Origin of the sequence: Sphingomonas sp. (assembly GCF_024508665.1) — a bacterium.
Classification (GTDB): domain Bacteria; phylum Pseudomonadota; class Alphaproteobacteria; order Sphingomonadales; family Sphingomonadaceae; genus Sphingomonas.
The window spans coordinates 596,107-612,711 of sequence record NZ_JANINP010000006.1 but is presented as its reverse complement, the minus strand read 5'-3'; the positions used below and the strand labels follow the sequence as shown (position 1 = coordinate 612,711).

Sequence of the window (16,605 nt, the reverse complement as noted above, 5' to 3'; positions counted from 1 at the left end):
CTCAATGGCTTCAACGAAGCTCAGAATGAGCCGCGCAGGATGAACGCGAACCGGCGGTCGGTATCGGTCCAGCTGTAGCGTGGCCGCAAATTGGAATCGCCCACGTCGAGATACGTCCGCGAATTGAGCAGGTTGGTTGCCTGCACCCCGACCTTATAGTGTTTGAACACCGTCACGAGCACGGACGCGTCAAGCTGGCCATAGGCTTCCGACCAAACTGGATAATTGATGTTCGCCGCCGACGTGGTCAGCAGGTAGTGCGAGCGCCAGTTATAGGCGACGCGTGCCGACACGCCGTATTTCTCGTATATTCCCGCGATGTTGTAGGACCATTTCGACAGGCCCTCGAGCGGCAGGTTGGAGATCTTGGCATTGGTGGTCTGGTTGGCGTCGAACACGTTGACGGCCGTGTTGGCACCGCCGCTGGAGTCGACATAGGTTAGATTGCCCTGGAAGCCGAGGCCGCCGAGCGCGCCAGGCAGTCCGTCGAAGAACTGCGTATAGGCGAGCTCGAACCCTTTGATCTTGCCGTGCGCGCCATTGGTCTGACGCGTCACGTCGAAGGTGAGCGTCTGGCCGCCGCTGGTATAGGTTTGCGACGCGACGCCGGCGAAGATGTAGTTGCTGATATCCTTGTAGAAGGCGGCCAAGGTCAGGCTGTTCGATTTGCCGAAATACCATTCGAGGCTGGCGTCGAACTGGTTGGCCCGGGTCGGTTTGAGATCCGGGTTGCCCGCCGTTCCGGTGAATGCCGTAGTTCGCCCGCCGACTCCGACACCGTTGGGTGCGCCGTTCGCGTCGAAGCTGAAGCCCAGCGACGTGAATGGATTGAGCTGCGCAAAGGTCGGGCGAACGATTGCCTTCGCCGCAGCAAGGCGGAGCTGGACTTGGTCATTCAAGAAGAAACGCAGGTTTAGGCTCGGCAGCACGTCGGTATACGAACCACTCGACCTTTGGGTGAGCCCGCCGATGTTACCGCCGGCGAACGCGATAGCTTGGGTAATAATCGCGCAATTGGCCGCCGTCGTGGTCGGCCCACACCCTGTCGCTGGCGCGGCCACGCGGATCGCCGACCCCGAAGCGCCGGTTTCGGTACGGATGACGCGCACGCCGACATTGCCGTCGAAATGGAAGCCACTGCCCTGATCCTGGCCGAACCGCAGCAAGGCATAGCCGGCATAGGTGCGCTCGGTCTGATTGTTGATGCCGCCGCTGACATTGTCGGCTCCCGGCGCAGCCAGCGAATAATCACCGGTCAGCGGCGTCCAGCCCCAGCCGGCGGATTCGGTGTTGCTGAGATAATTATAGGCATTGGCGGTGCCATTCTGGACCAGTGCCGCGGTTGGGAACCAATATCCGCCGACCGACGGCACCTTGCCACGGAAGAAGTTGGTGTAATTGAAAAGGTTGGATTGCTGCGGCAGCAAAGCGTTCTGGTGCGTCGCGTCGAAGCCGGTCTGGTTGAGATAGACCGGCGCGCCGCCGCCCCAATATTGCGCCGACAGCAAGGCCCAATTGTAACCGGTCTGGCGTGTGATCGCGTTACGGTCTGTGACCCGGCCGCCGAGGCGGAACGACTTGAGGAACGGCGAGTCGGTGAACGTATATTCGACGTCGGCGCGCTCGGCCCATTCATGCGCCTCGTTGTCCTCGATGTGATCCATCGCGGCCGCCCACCAATAAGCGCTCTTGTCGCTGTAGCTGCCGCCGGCGGTCGGCGAGATGGTCAGCGACGGATCGTTGCCGCTGAAGTCGAACTTGATCGTCGATGGGATGCCGACCTGGGTGAAGGCGGTCATGCTGTAAACCTGGGCCGTCGACTTCACATATTGGACATCGGCACTGACCGCCCAATTGGCATTGGGAGTCCAACGGAGATTGAACGAATAGTCCTGCGTCTTCTTGGTCTGCTTGCCCGACCGCGTATCGAAGTTGAGGTTGCGATTGGCCAGCGTACCAGATTGCAGCTGACCCTGCGGACCATAGCTTAGATTGGTGTTGTTGACCGTGTCGTTGGCGTTGGGCGTATCGTAATCGCCGACCGCATTTTCGATATCCTGCGGTGTCGCCTTGGCGATCAACCCTTCGAGCGTGATGAGCAGGGTGTCGCTCGGCTTCCACTGGAACGCCGCGTCGATCGCGGTGCGGCGCTGCTGCCAATCGATCCGACGGAATCCCATTCCAGCGGGAACGTACACGTTGGTGCCCGTAGCGAACCCGCCTTGCGGCGCGGTCAGGGGCTGCGGGTCATAGCGCCCGCCAGTGATGCTGTCGGTGCGGTTGCCGATATTGCCAAGGCTGTAGGAAACGAGCAGACCCATCTCCCCGAGCGGAGACTGCCAGCGGTCGCTGGCGAGGATATTGCCCGAAAAGAAGGTCTTCTTGCGCAAGTCGGCATAATTGGCGTCGCCCGAAAAGGCGATGACCAGCCCCTTGGCATCGAACGGCTTGCGCGTGCGCAGATTGACGATGCCGCCAATCCCGCCTTCGACCAGTTCGGCCGAAGGGTTCTTGTAGACGTCGACGCCGGCGAGCAGGTCGGAAGAGACGTCCTCGAAAGACAGGCCGCGGCCGTTATTCGCCGAGAAGACGTCGCGGCCGTTCAGCTCCGAGCGGACGAAGGAAAGCCCGCGAATGAAGACGCCGCCGCCTTCGGACGACAGGCGTGCCGGATCGCGATTCTCGTTGGTGCGCTGGAGCGTGACGCCCGCGATGCGCTGCAGTGCTTCCGACACCGAGCGATCGGGCAGCGCGCCGATATCGGTCGCGGTGATCGAGTCGATGATCTGTTCCGAGTTCTTCTTGCGCTGAGTCGCGTTCTGCACCGACGCGCGAATGCCGGTGACGATGATATCGCCCTTGGTCTGGGTGTTGATCGTCGATTCGTCGCCGGTCGTCTGACCGTCCACGGGCTTGTCGGCCCCAGCCGCATCGACCGACGCGCTGGCATTAACGGTCGTCTGCGCATGCGCCGGGACGGCGAGCATTGCGGCAAAGGCCAAAGCGAGGGCCGATGTCCCTCCGCGCAAATTGCGGCGATCGATGGCCGGCTGCGTCGCGCCTTCAAGCATATTCGACTGGAACATCAAACTTCCCTTCCTGAACGCAGGCCAGGGAAGCGCGTGAATGACAGATCGGATAGCATCCGGTTTCCCCTCCACGAGCACCTCCCGGGTGCTTTCTGCCGCCGTGGTCTGGTGCCTCGGCTGATTGTGTGAATATCACCGTGATAACGCTACCTCAACCAAAAATGTTTGCGCTACCAATTTTTTTTATCCATCCTTGGTGCTAGGCGTTTCTGGCGCCGGCACAGCAGGATCGGCATTTCCTTTTGAAACAACGCGATGGGGAGAGTTGGCCATGAAGGGCGGCATCGTTCGGCGTCGCGGCGGACGGAACGGGTGACGGCCCCTATTCGCGAGATCGTGCTGGACTGCGACCACAGCGGCGCGCCGAAACGGTTCGCGGGCCTGGTCGCGGCGGCTGAGCCGGTGGTGTTGCGCGGACTGGTGCGCGACTGGCCAGTCGTCAGGGCGGCCGACAACGGTCCGGCCGCTCTGGTCACTTTCCTGAAAGCATTCCATGGCGGCGGCGTTGCCAGCTGTGTCGCCGGTCACCCGTCGATCAATGGCCGCTTCTTCTACACGCGCGACATGACCGGCCTCAATTTCGGGCGCCGTGACGCGACCGTTGCCGATCTGCTCGACCAATTGGTGCGTCAAGCGAACGACACTCATCCGCTGGCGATAGCGATGCAATCGGCACCGGTGCGCGAGGTGCTGCCGGGATTCGCCGAACGGCATGCTATGCCCCTACTCGACCCGTCGATCGCGGCACGGATCTGGATTGGCAATGCCATCTCGGTCGCCACCCATTACGATTCGAACGACAATGTCGCCTGCGTCGTCGCCGGTCGCCGACGGTTCACCTTGTTTCCGCCGGATCAGGCGGGGAATCTCTATCTGGGGCCGTTCGAGCTGACTCCGGCGGGCACGCCGGTGAGCATGGTCGATGTCGACGCGCCCGATCGCGATCTTTATCCACGCTACGCCGAAGCGGAGAAATATGCGCGGACGGCCGAGCTCGGACCGGGCGACGCGATCTTCATTCCCTATCTGTGGTGGCATGCGGTGCGGTCGCTCGATCCGGTCAGCATCCTGGTCAATTACTGGTGGAGCGATCACGCTCTGCCGACCGCGCCGGTCCAGGCGATGCTGCACGCCTTGCTGGCGTTCCGCGATCTGCCACCGGCACGCCGGGCGGCATGGCGCGCGCTGCTCGACCATCTGGTTTTTGCCGACGATGCCGGACAGGCAACCCATCTGCCTGAACATGCGCGCGGGATAATGGGGCCGATCTCGCCCGAGATGCGGCGCGACCTGCACCGAGTGATCGCCGCGGTGCTCCAATCGAAATAATCAGGAGAGAAAAGATGATGCGCTGGACGATCGTGGCATTCTGGATGTTGGCTGCCGCGCCGGCGGCGGCACAGGTGACGTTCGACGCGCCGTTTACCGACCATGCGGTGCTGCAGCGTGATCGTGCGATCGCGGTGCATGGCCATGCCGCGCCCAGGTCGGAAGTCGTGCTGAGCTTCGCGGGCGCGACCGTCCGTGCCGTGGCCGACGCCGAGGGCGCCTGGCGCGCAACCCTGCCAGCGAAGTCCGCCGGCGGCCCATACACGCTGACCGCGTCGAGCGGCGGAGCGAGCGCGACGCTCGGCGACGTCATGGTTGGCGACGTCTGGCTGTGCTCGGGCCAGTCGAACATGGAGTTCACGCTGCGTCACGCGACGAATGCCGATGCCGAGGTACAGCAATCCGCCCATCCGTTGCTGCGCCTGTTCAACGTGCCGCGCCAGTCGAGCGCGACGCCGCAAGCGGGCTTCGGCGCGCCGGTCGGCTGGCAAGTCTCGGCTCCCGCCAGCGCCGCCGACTTCTCGGCCGCCTGCTATTTCATGGGCCGGGACCTCCAGCAGCGACAGGGGATCGCGGTCGGGCTGATCTCCTCGGCCTGGGGCGGGTCGGTGATCGAGGACTGGATCAGCCGCGAATCGTTGGCGACGCTGCCGCGCTATCGCCCAGCGCTCGACCTGCTGGGTCTTTACGGGCGCGATCCCGCGGCCGCATCGCTGCAATGGCGCCGCACGGTCGAAAAGTGGCTCGGCGCGCGCGTATCGGCACCCGCCAATGCCGCCTGGCGTCCGGCACCCTCGACCGCGCCCTGGGAGACTTGGGGCGACCCCGCGCTCGCGAGCTTCGACGGCATCGGCTATTATCGCGCGCACGTGACGCTCACCGGCGCGCAAGTGGGCAAGGCCCAACTGGCGATCGGCGCGGTCGACGATATCGACCTCACCCGGATCAACGGCACCACGGTCGGCGCGCTCCAGGGATGGGACGCGCCGCGCCGCTATCCGGTCGCGCCCGGCCTACTCCGTGCCGGCGACAATGTGATCGAGGTCGCCGCGATCGATACCGGTGGAGGCGGTGGCCTGTGGGGCACCGTCTCGCGCACGTTGACGCTCGCGGACGGTACCGTTCTTCCCTTGAAGGATTGGCAGTTCGCGCGCGGCGAGGCGCTCGCCGCGACCGGCATGCCGCCGGCGATACCCTGGCTCGGCGGAAGCGGACGAACCACGCTCTACAACGGTATGATCGCGCCGCTGGACAATTTCCCGGTCAAGGGTTTCGCCTGGTATCAGGGTGAAGCAAACGTCACCGACGCCGCGGGATATGCCGAGCTGATGCCGCTGTTGATCGCCGACTGGCGCAAGCGTTTCGGCGCCGAGCCGTTCCTGATGGTCCAGCTTGCCGGATTCGGGCCACTGACCTCGCAACCCGTCGACGACCCCTGGGCGCAATTGCGCGACGTCCAGCGCCGCGTCGCCGATGCCGATCCCAAGGTGGGCCTGGCCAGCGCGCTCGACATCGGCCAGGTCGCCGACATCCACCCGACCAACAAGGAGGACGTTGGCCATCGCCTAGCGCTCGGAGCGCGCGCGATTGCCCTGGGCGAACAAGTCGAGGCGCGCGGACCTGCCCCGACCACAGCGACGCGGCGCGATGGCAAGATCGCGATCCGCTTCGCGCATGGCCCGCTGGTGACGGTCGGTGGCGGCCAGGTCATCGGGTTCGAACTGTGCGACACCGCCGGCCAGTGTCATTACGCCGATGCGGTCGCGCACAGCGACACGGTGCTGGTGCCCGACGACGGCAAGGCGAGCGAGGTCCGCTATCTGTGGCAGGCGAGCCCCATCGTGAATCTCTACAATCCGCACGGACTGCCGGCGACGGGGTTCCGCTTGCCGATCGGGAGATAATGGCCGGGCCTAGGCCCCCAATTGTCCGTCCGATTCGCGCTCGACCAATGTGAAGTCGAGCACCAGCCGTCTGGGCTCCGGCATCTTGCCCTGGCGCCGCGCATTGACCTCGGCCACCAGCATCTCGATCGCGGCCCGCGACATCGCCGCGATCGGCTGGCGGACGGTCGTCAACTCGGGCCAAATCGCGGTGGCGAGCGCGGTGTCGTCGAACCCGCACACGCTGACGTCTCCCGGCACGTCCAGTCCGCGGCGGTGCGCGACCGCCACCGCGGCGGCCGCCATGTCATCGTTGCTGGCGAAGATGGCAGTCGGAGGCTGCGGCAGATCGAGCAGCGCCTCGCTCGCTTCGAGCCCGGAGCGATAAGTGAACAGCCCCTGCTTGATCAGCGCCTCGTCGACCGCGATCCCGGCCTCGGCCAGCGCGGCCTTATAGCCTTCGAGCCGCCGCGCGCTCGCGGTCTGGTCGGGATTGCCGATGATGAAGCCGATCCGCCGGTGGCCCTGTGCGACGATGTGGCGCGTCATTGCCTCCGCCGCGGCGAAATCGTCGATCGATACGGTCGAGATCCCATCCGCGAGTCGCGCCGTGGCGACCGCGACCGCGGTGACATTCTCGGCCGCGAGCAGATCGATCAGCGGTTGCGAATCGCACAAAGGCGGCGGCAGCAGGATGCCGTCGATCCCGCTTTTGATCAGGTGGCGCGCACTCGCTTCCTCGCCCTCTCCGCGATCGCACTTCTCGACGACCAATTGGACGTCGGAGCGGCTCGCCTGATCGAGACTGCCGACCAGGAACTCGCTGAGATAGGCCGCGCTGGGGTTGCTGTAGAGCAGCCCGAGACGCACCTGGCCGCCGCCGGCCAAGCTGCGTGCGGCGCGATTGGGTGCGTAATTGAGCGCGGCGATCGCTTCGTTGACGGCGTCGCGCGCCGCCTGGCGAACATGGCTCGCGCCGTTGATAACGCGCGACACCGTCATCGGCGAGACGCCGGCCCGCTTGGCGACGTCCTCGATCCTCGGCGCATCGCCACCACGGCCCTTGCGCTTCTGCGTTGTTCCCGCGCTCATTCGCGGGCGTGTAGCGCAGCAGGACGGGTCAAGCCCAGTCAAAATCCTTTCGCCACATTCCGACACGACGCGATTGCCAGCGGCACAATTCTTATGGTAGCGCTCCCAATGACTCGGGAACAACCCGGCGTAGAGGGGAGATATGCGTGCCTGAAAATGCCCGCCGGCGACGTTTTGAATCGATGGCGCTCGCCGTCCTGCTCGCTGCTGTCGCGGGATTGACCGCGACACCAGCCGCCGCCGCACCTCCTTCGCTTGACGCGGCACCTGCCGCCGCCCCTGCCCCGTATCGCAACTTCAAGGTGGCGATCTACGTCGTCGTCGGCAATGTCCGCGCGCTCGCCGACCGGGCGACATTCGACCGCGAATATGCCCGCGTCGCCGGCCAGCTCCATTTCGACAAGGTCTATATCGAGGCCTATCGCGACCACCAGTTCGCGACCGATGACGAACTGACCAAGGTGTCGTCCTATTTCCGCGAAAAGGGCATAGAGGTCGCCGGCGGCATCACGCTCGCCGCAGGCGGCAAGAACGGTCAGTTCGGCACGTTCGATTACGAGGACCGCGACGACCGCGCCGAATGCGAGCGCGCGGTGCGGCTCGCGGCGCGGCATTTCGATCAGGTCATCCTGGACGACTTCTTCTTCTTCACCTCGAAGAGCGATGCCAACATCGCCGCCAAGGGCAAGCGCAGCTGGACGCAATATCGGCTCGACACGATGCGGGCCGTCGCGCGCGACCTTGTGCTGCGCCCGGCCAAGGCGGAGAATCCCAAGGTCCGGATGATCATCAAATATCCGAACTGGTACGAGCATTTTCAGGGGCTGGGCTACGACCTCGACCAGGAGGCGAAGGCTTTCGACGGCATCTATACCGGCACCGAAACGCGCGACCCGGTGATCACCGATCAGCTGCTCCAGCAATATGAGAGCTATTCGATCTATCGCTATTATTCGAACATCCGTCCGGGCGCGAACGGCGGCGGCTGGGTCGACACGTTCAGTACGCGCTCCCTCGATCGCTATGCCGAGCAATTGTGGGACACGATGCTCGCCAAGGCCCCGGAGATCACCTTGTTCAACTGGAGCCCGATGGCGTCAGACGCGGGCGCCGACGAGGGCGAGCGACCCTGGGCCAATATGGGAACCAGCTTCGACTGGTCGGCGGCCGCGTGGAACTGGCGGCAGTCGGGATCGCGGACGCCGGCGGGCTGGGCGCGCGCAGCGGGACTGTCGCTCGACGCAGTCGATACGGTGCTCGGATCGCTCGGCAAGCCGATCGGCGTCGCGAGCTACAAACCGTATCAGTCGAGCGGCGACGATTTCCTGCACAATTATCTCGGCAATATCGGCATCCCGATCGAATTGGCGCCGACCTATCCCGCCGGAGCCAGGACGATCCTGCTGACCGAGGCGGCTGCGGCCGACCCCGCAATCGTTGCGAAAATACAAGCGAGCCTGAAAGGCGGCGCGACGGTCGTCGTGACGTCGGGCTTCGTGTCCGCGCTCGGCACGCGCTTCGCGGATCTCGCCGAATGGACGCCGACCGGGCGGACCGTCGCAGTCGATCATTTCGTCGAGGGATTCGGCGCCGGCAACGGCCGCCTGCTCGACGATCCTGGCGGCGCGGCGCGGCCGATATTGTTCCCCGATATGCGCTTCTACACCAATGACAGCTGGGCGGTCGTGCGCGGGGTATCGGGGCAGAAGGGATTCCCGATCCTGCTGATGAACCGATATTCGCAAGGCACACTGATGATGCTGGCGACGCCCGAAAATCCGAGCGACCTCTATAATTTGCCGACCGCGGCGCTCGACCATATCCGCGCGATGACGATGCAGGACTTCCCAGCACACCTCGCGGGGCCGGCCAATGTCGCGCTCTTCGCCTATGACAACGGATCTTACGTCGTGGAGAATTTCCGCGACCAGCCGGCCACGGCGACGCTGATCGTCAAGGGCGATGGCGTCAAAGCGGTCGAACTCTCCGGCAACGAGCCGATCGCCGCCGCCGCGCCGGTGCCCGGCGGCAGGGACGCCCAGCCGGGCTGGACGCGTTTCGTGCTCGACCTGCCGCCGCATTCGTTCCGCGCGATCGCCACCAGCAGATGAATTCAGGGAAAGAACAGTCGGTGAAGAACATCACGTCGAAGGCAGGAACCGGGTTGATGGCATTTTTATCCGCGACGATGATCAGCGCGACCGCGCTGGCCGACGCGCCGGACTCCCCGACTATTGCCAATCCGGCACATTGGCCATCGGCGCGGAGCCGCGGCCTGGTGAACCCCGCGACCGAAGCGAAGATCACCGCGCTGATGGCGAAGATGTCGCTCGAAGAGAAGATCGGCCAGATGATCCAGGCCGATATCGGCTCGATCAAGCCCGACGACCTTCGCAAATATCCGCTCGGCAGCATCCTCGCCGGCGGCAGCTCGCCGCCTTTGGGCAGTCCCGACCGCTCGCCGCAGGGGCCGTGGGTCGCCACCTCCCGGGCGTTCGCCGCGGTCGCCAACGAACCGCGGCCGGGCCATGTCGCGATCCCGCTGATGTTCGGGATCGACGCGGTCCACGGCAATTCGAACGTGGTCGGCGCGACGCTGTTTCCGCACAATATTGGCCTCGGCGCCGCCAACGATCCCGCGCTGATGACGCGGATCGGGCGCGCCACCGCCGAGGAGACGGCGGCGACGGGCATCGATTGGGCTTTCGGTCCGACGCTGGCGGTACCACAGGACGACCGTTGGGGCCGCACCTATGAAGGGTATTCGGAGAATCCTTCGATTACCGCACGTTATGCCGGCGCGATGATCCGCGGCCTGCAGGGCAAGCCCGGCAAGGGCCGCATCCAGCTGGGCAATGTTGCCGCGAGCGCCAAACACTTCCTGGGCGACGGAGGTACCAAGGACGGGATCGACCAGGGCGACGACCAGATCGACGAGGCGACGCTGATCCGCATCCACGCGCAAGGCTATCCGCCTGCGATCAATGCCGGAACGATGACCGTGATGGCGTCCTATTCGAGCTGGAACGGCCAGAAGATGCACGGCAACAAATCGTTGCTGACCGATGTTCTGAAAGGGCGGATGGGTTTTGCCGGCTTCGTCGTCGGCGACTGGAACGGCCATGGCCAGGTCCCCGGCTGCAGCAACACCGATTGCGCGATCGCGTTCAACGCCGGACTCGATATGGCGATGGCGCCGGACAGCTGGCGCGACCTGTTCGACAACACGCTGAAGGAAGCGAAATCGGGCGTCATCCCGATGAGCCGGATCGACGATGCGGTGCGCCGTATCCTGCGCGTCAAATTCGCGCTGGGCCTGTTCGACTCTGTGCGTCCGTGGGAAGGCCGCGCCGGCGTGCTCGGCTCGCCCGAGCACCGCGCGCTGGCGCGCGAGGCGGTGGCGAAGACGCTGGTGCTACTCAAGAATGACGGCGTGCTGCCGCTCGAGGCGACGGCCAACGTCCTGGTCGCGGGCCCGGGGGCCGACGACATCTCGATGCAGTCGGGCGGCTGGACGTTGAGCTGGCAGGGCGACGGGAACACCAATGCCGATTTCCCCAACGCGCAGTCGATCTATTCGGGGATTGCCGAGGCGATGAAGGCGGGCGGCGGTTCGGCAACCCTGTCGATCGACGGCAGCTTCAGCAAAAAGCCCGACGCCGCGATCGTCGTGTTCGGCGAGCGGCCTTATGCCGAGATGCGCGGCGACGTGCGGACGCTCGAATTCCAGCCGGGCGACAAGCAGGCGCTGGCCTTGCTCAAGAAGTTGCGCGCGGCCGGCATCCCGACCGTGTCGGTCTTTCTGTCGGGCCGGCCGCTCTGGGTGAACCCGGAGATCAACCAGTCCGATGCGTTCGTCGCGGCCTGGCTGCCGGGCAGCGAGGGCGGCGGCATCGCCGACGTGCTGATCGGCACGCGCGACGGCAAGCCCCGCAAGGATTTCACCGGCCGACTGTCATACAGCTGGCCGAAGACCGCGGGCCAATTCACGCTCAACACCGGGCAATCGGGCTACGACCCGCTGTTCGCCTTCGGTTACGGGCTGAGCTACGCCAAGCGCGGCAAGGTCGGAATGCTCGGCGAAGTGGCCGGGGTCGATCCTGGCCTCGCCAATACCAGCCAATTCTTCGCCAAGGGCAAGGTCCCGGCGCCGTTCGCCTGGGCACCGGATTCGGGCGTGGTACCCGTGCCGGTCGACGGGCCGCACACCCAGGAAGGCGCGGCCCGGCTGACCTGGCCCGCCGGGCGCAGCGCGACGGTCGCGATCAAGGGCGCGGCGCTCAACCTGACGCGCGAAACGAATGCCGACCTGGTGCTCGAAATGACCTATCGCGTCGACGCTGCGCCGACCGGAACGGTGACGATGGGCTTCGGCGGCGCAAAGGTCGATGCTACCGCCTTCTTCGCTCCTGGTCCGCAATGGCGGACGGTGCGCATCGGGCTCAAATGCCTGCGTGACCGCGGTGCCGACATGACCGGCGTGACCAGCTTGTGGTCGCTTGCCGCGAGCGCGCCGTTCGCGCTGTCGGTCGCCGACATTCACCTCGCCAGCGACCCCAGCGGCGCTGTGTGCCCGGAAGCTGCGCGATGAACCGTTGCATGGCTCGCGTCCTGCCGTTGCTGCTTGCAGGGCTGACGTTCCCGGCGCACGCCACCGGCGAATTGCCGCGCGTGGTGACGAAAAACGGGCGCTCGGCCTTGTTCGTCGATGGCGCCCCATGGCTGATGCTGGGTGCCCAGGCGAACAATTCGAGCAATTATCCCGCGGCCCTGCCCAAGGTGTGGCCGATGCTGGAGCGGCTCAACGCCAATACACTCGAAATCCCGGTCGCCTGGGAACAGATCGAGCCGGTCGAAGGCAAGTTCGACTTCTCTTATCTCGACGCGCTGCTGAAGGGCGCCCGCGAGCACCACGTCCGGCTTGTCCTGTTGTGGTTCGGCGCGTGGAAGAACACGTCGCCGAACTATGCGCCGGCCTGGGTCAAGACCGACAATGTCCGTTTTCCGCGGATGCGGACCGGTGACGGCAAGGCCCATTATGCGCTGAGCCCGCATGCCCGTACCACGCTCGACGCCGACAAGCGCGCGTTCACGGCATTGATGCAGCGTCTGAAAACGGACGATCCCGACAACACCGTGATCATGGTGCAGGTCGAGAACGAAAGCGGCAGCTATCGCTCGGCGCGCGACTACTCGCCCGAAGCGCAAAGGCTGTTCGGGCAGCCAATCCCGCCGGCGCTGGCCGCCAAGACCGGCAAGTCGGGGACTTGGTCCCAGGCGTTCGGCAAGCTCGCCGATACCGCCTTCAACGCCTGGTACGTCGCGCGCTATGTCGACGAAGTCGCCGCCGCCGGCCAGGCGATCAAGAACCTGCCGATGTATTGCAACGCGGCGCTGAGCGACCCATTCGGCCCCGCCGAGTCCGGTGGCGCGAGCGGCGGACCGGACTGGCCGGTGATCGACGTGTGGCGCGCCGCCGCCCCGCACATCGCTCTCGTCGCGCCCGACATCTACAATCGCGACCCCAAGGCCTATGCGAAATATCTCGATCTCTATGCGCGGCCCGACAATCCACTGATGGTGCCGGAAACCGGCAACGCCGCGGAATATGCGCGCTTCCTGTGGCCGGTGCTGGGCAAGGGGGCGATCGGCTTTTCGCCATTCGGCTTCGACGCCACCGGCTACGTCAATTATCCGCTCGGCGCCAAGGAGCTCGACGACGCGACGATCGATGCCTTTGCCGCCAAATATCGCCTGCTGGCACCCGCGGCGCGAGGCTGGGCGCGAGTCGCCTTCGAGCACCCGGTCTGGGGGGCGGCCAAGATGGACGACGCCGCCGATCAGACGACGAGCTTCGGCCGGTGGAAGGTCACCGTCCAATATGATCAATGGCAGTTCGGCGAACGCGACTGGACCTGGATCAAAACGGGGCCGGCGCCCACCACAGGCAAGCCGGTCGGCGGCGCGCTGGTCGCGCAGCTCGGCCCCGACCAATTCCTGCTGACCGGATCCGATGTCCGCCTGCGCGTCGACGATGCCAGCGGCGGCAACGGCATGATGCTGCGGGTCGAGGAAGGCCATTTCGACGCGCAGGGCAATTGGGTGTTCGAGCGCGTCTGGAACGGCGATCAGACCGATTACGGGCTCAATCTCACCGCCACGCCGGTGTGGCTCAAAGTGACAATGGGGACATGGAAATGACGGCGATGCGATGGTTGATGCTCGGCTCGGCGGCGATCGCGCTGGCGGGAGCCGGAAGCGTAGCGGCGCTGGGGGCTGATGCAGTCGCGGCAGCACCGGCGGCGGATGGATCGGTGACGAAAGTCGATCACGGTGTCGTGGTCACGCCCTTGTCCGGACCGGCGAAGCGCGTTCGTGTGCTCGCTTATGGCGATGCGAGCTTCCACGTGACCGCCGTACCCGGCACCGATTTCGACGACGTGCCGGAAAGCCTGATGGTGATTGCCAAACCCGATGGCGACCCCGTCATCTCCACGACCGGCGGCTATGTCACGCTCAAGCTGCCCAAGGCGAGCGCTCGCATCCGCCTGGCCGATGGCTCGGTCAGCTTTCTCGATGCCGCCGGCAAGCCACTGCTCGCCGAGGCGCCGCGCGCGGCGTTCCGGCCGGTGTCGGTCGAGGGCAAGCCCTATTTCTCGGTCAGCCAGCAATTCAACCGCGGCACCGACGAAGGCTTTTACGGCTTGGGCCAGCACCAGAACCGCCAGATGAATTACAATGGCGAGGACGTCGAACTCGCCCAGCACAATATGGACATCGCGATCCCGTTCCTGGTCTCGACGCGCGGCTACGGCCTGTTGTGGGACAATGACGGGATCACCCGGTTCGGCAATCCGCGCTCCTACGCGCTGGTCGGCAATGACGAGCTCAAGGTGACGAGCGGCGGCAAGCCCGGTTGGAAGGCCGATTATTATTTGGGTGGCAAGCTCGCGGTCAGCCGTCAGGAAGAGACGATCGACTATCAATATATCCGCGACCAGAAGAAATGGCCCGCCGCCGCCAAGGCGACGACCAAGGCTTCGGGCGAGAGCGGGCAAAACACCGCCGGCGTCAACACCCAGGAACAACGCGTCGTCTGGACCGGCAATGTGACCGCCGACAAGAGCGGCGTGCATAAATTCCGGCTCTACGCATCCAGCTACATGAAGGTCTATGCCGACGGGAAACTGGTGATGTCGCGCTGGCGGCAGAACTGGAATCCCTGGTACCACAATTTCGACCTGCCGATGACCGCCGGCAAGCCGGTCGCGATCCGCGTCGAATGGGATCCGAATGCCGGCTATATCGGGCTCGTCCATAACGACCCCCTGCCCCCCGCCGATCGCCATTCGTTGTGGATGACGTCGGATGTCGGCAAGGACGTGGATTATTATTTCGTCGGCGGCAGCGGCAGTATCGACGGCGCGATTGCCGGCTATCACGCGCTCACCGGCAAGGCGACCTTGCTGCCCAAATGGGCCTATGGTTTCTGGCAGAGCCGTCAGCGCTACGAGACGCAGGACCAATTGGTCGGCGTGGTGCGCGAATACCGCAAGCGCGGCATTCCGCTCGACAATATCGTGCTCGATTGGCGCTATTGGGTCGACGACCAATGGGGCAGCCACGATTTCGACACCAGCCGCTTTCCCGACGCCAAGAAGATGGTCGACGACGTCCATGCGATGGACGCGCACATCATGATCTCGGTCTGGGGGAAATTCTATCCGAATACCGCGAACGGCAAGGCGCTCGATGCCAAGGGCTATCTCTATCGTCGTCCGCTCGAGGCGGGACAGAAGGACTGGGTCGGGCCAGGCTACGCCAATACTTTCTACAACCCCTACACCAAGGGCGCGCGCGACCTCTTCTTCGAGCAGATGAACGACAAGCTGGTGTCGAAGGGATTCGACGGCTGGTGGCTCGATTCGGACGAGCCCGACTGGCATTCGAACCTGTCGGTCGAGGAGCGCGCGTTCCAGATGGGGCCGACCGTGCGCGGACCGGGCGCCGCGGAATTCAACACCTATCCGCTCGCACACGTCCAGGGCGTCGCCGACAATCTGCGTCGCGTCGAGCCGGGACGGCGACCGTTCATCCTGACGCGCTCAGCGTTCGGCGGCATCCAGCGCTCGAGCGCGGCGGTGTGGTCGGGCGACGTCGCGGCGCGCTGGGACAATCTGCGCGACCAGATCTCGGCCGGGGTCAATCTGTCGATGTCGGGGCTGCCCAATTGGAGCCAGGATATCGGCGGTTTCGCGGTCGAGGACCGCTACACGCAGCAGCGCCCCGCCGATCAGCCCGAATGGCGCGAGCTCAACCTGCGTTGGTTCCAGTTCGGCGCATTTTCGCCCCTCTTCCGAAGCCATGGCGAATTTCCGTATCGCGAAATCTACGAGATCTCGGCCAAGGATCCGGCGATGCAGGCATCGATGATCTGGTACGACAAGCTGCGCTACCGCCTGCTGCCGTACATCTACACCACAGCCGCCGACACCTGGTTTGCCGACAATGCCATCATGCGCGGACTGGTGATGGATTTCGGCGCCGACCGCCGCACCTGGGGGATCAACGACGAATATATGTTCGGCCCGTCGTTCCTCGTCGCCCCGGTGTCCGAATTCAAGGCGCGCAGCCGGCAGGTCTATCTGCCCGCCGGAACCGGCTGGTACGACTTCAACCGCGGTACATATTATGCCGGCGGCCAGTCGATCACGGCAGCGGCGCCGTATGAGCGCATGCCGTTGTTCGTCCGGGCGGGCGCGATCGTGCCGACCGGCCCCGATGTGCAGACGACCAGCGAACAGCCGGGCGGGCCGATCGTGCTCCAGGTCTTCACCGGCGCGAACGGCACCTATTCGCTCTACGAGGATGACGGCCTCAGCGACGGCTATGCCAAGGGCAAATATACCCGCATCCCGATTCGCTGGGACGACAAGACCGGCACGCTGACGATCGGCGCACGAACGGGCGGCTATGACGGGATGGCCGCGAAGCGGTCGATCTCGGTACGCTTCTACGGGCCGAAGGGCGCTGCCGCTCCCGACTTCACCGCCAATCCGGCGCGCGAGGTGACCTATGACGGGCGACCGGTGACCATCCGCCGCTGATTGTCGCGAGCAGACAGAAAGGGCCCGGGAAGCGATTGCTCCCCGGGCCTTTTTTGTTGGTAGAGTAAAACCTCCCCCGCCAGGGGGAGGGGGCACGCGAAGCGT

8 protein-coding genes are annotated in these 16,605 nt (G+C 65.0%); 6 read left to right on the top strand and 2 right to left on the bottom strand.

Annotated elements, in window-relative coordinates; all coding sequences use genetic code 11:
- Nucleotides 1-20: 20 nt before the first annotated feature.
- Complete coding sequence (locus Q0L25_RS11790) at nt 21-3,086, bottom strand: TonB-dependent receptor (protein ID WP_296614455.1); 3,066 nt, start codon at nt 3,084-3,086, stop codon at nt 21-23.
- 315 nt (nt 3,087-3,401) lie between these two features.
- Here Q0L25_RS11790 and Q0L25_RS11785 point away from each other — a divergent pair, with 315 nt between their 5' ends.
- Entirely contained in the window at nt 3,402-4,418 is a 1,017-nt protein-coding gene (locus Q0L25_RS11785) for a cupin-like domain-containing protein (protein ID WP_296614453.1), read from the top strand.
- Between the two features lie 14 nt (nt 4,419-4,432).
- The gene (locus Q0L25_RS11780) at nt 4,433-6,322 is read left to right on the top strand and encodes a sialate O-acetylesterase (RefSeq protein ID WP_296614452.1); all 1,890 of its coding nucleotides are present in this window, start codon (nt 4,433-4,435) and stop codon (nt 6,320-6,322) included.
- A gap of 9 nt (nt 6,323-6,331) precedes the next feature.
- Here Q0L25_RS11780 and Q0L25_RS11775 read toward each other — a convergent pair whose 3' ends face one another.
- Nucleotides 6,332-7,393, bottom strand: a complete 1,062-nt coding sequence (locus Q0L25_RS11775) for a LacI family DNA-binding transcriptional regulator (RefSeq protein ID WP_296614450.1) — start codon at nt 7,391-7,393, stop codon at nt 6,332-6,334.
- A 182-nt stretch (nt 7,394-7,575) separates the two neighbouring features.
- On the opposite strand from Q0L25_RS11775, the gene Q0L25_RS11770 reads away from it, so the two are divergent.
- Genes Q0L25_RS11770 through Q0L25_RS11755 form a run of 4 tightly spaced genes read left to right on the top strand, consistent with a single transcriptional unit; the run spans nt 7,576 to nt 16,500 of the window.
- Nucleotides 7,576-9,504, top strand: a complete 1,929-nt coding sequence (locus Q0L25_RS11770; RefSeq protein ID WP_296614448.1) for a hypothetical protein — start codon at nt 7,576-7,578, stop codon at nt 9,502-9,504.
- Nucleotides 9,505-9,560: 56 nt separating this feature from the next.
- Entirely contained in the window at nt 9,561-11,984 is a 2,424-nt protein-coding gene (locus Q0L25_RS11765) for a glycoside hydrolase family 3 protein (RefSeq protein ID WP_296614446.1), read from the top strand.
- A gap of 8 nt (nt 11,985-11,992) precedes the next feature.
- Entirely contained in the window at nt 11,993-13,594 is a 1,602-nt protein-coding gene (locus Q0L25_RS11760; RefSeq protein WP_296614444.1) for a DUF5597 domain-containing protein, read from the top strand.
- Nucleotides 13,591-16,500 (top strand): TIM-barrel domain-containing protein, encoded by a 2,910-nt coding sequence (locus tag Q0L25_RS11755; protein WP_296614442.1) that lies wholly within the window; start codon nt 13,591-13,593, stop codon nt 16,498-16,500. Before Q0L25_RS11760 ends, Q0L25_RS11755 begins: the two co-directional genes overlap by 4 nt.
- Nucleotides 16,501-16,605: the final 105 nt, after the last annotated feature.

Excerpts from the sequence above, each read along its gene's own strand:
- Q0L25_RS11790 (WP_296614455.1), bottom strand. The coding sequence starts at position 3,086 with ATGTTCCAGTCGAATATGCTTGAAGGCGCGACGCAGCCGGCCATCGAT.
- Q0L25_RS11780 (WP_296614452.1), top strand. The coding sequence starts at position 4,433 with ATGATGCGCTGGACGATCGTGGCATTCTGGATGTTGGCTGCCGCGCCG.
- Q0L25_RS11775 (WP_296614450.1), bottom strand. The coding sequence starts at position 7,393 with ATGAGCGCGGGAACAACGCAGAAGCGCAAGGGCCGTGGTGGCGATGCG.
- Q0L25_RS11770 (WP_296614448.1), top strand. The coding sequence starts at position 7,576 with ATGGCGCTCGCCGTCCTGCTCGCTGCTGTCGCGGGATTGACCGCGACA.
- Q0L25_RS11765 (WP_296614446.1), top strand. The coding sequence starts at position 9,561 with ATGGCATTTTTATCCGCGACGATGATCAGCGCGACCGCGCTGGCCGAC.
- Q0L25_RS11760 (WP_296614444.1), top strand. The coding sequence starts at position 11,993 with ATGGCTCGCGTCCTGCCGTTGCTGCTTGCAGGGCTGACGTTCCCGGCG.
- Q0L25_RS11755 (WP_296614442.1), top strand. The coding sequence starts at position 13,591 with ATGACGGCGATGCGATGGTTGATGCTCGGCTCGGCGGCGATCGCGCTG.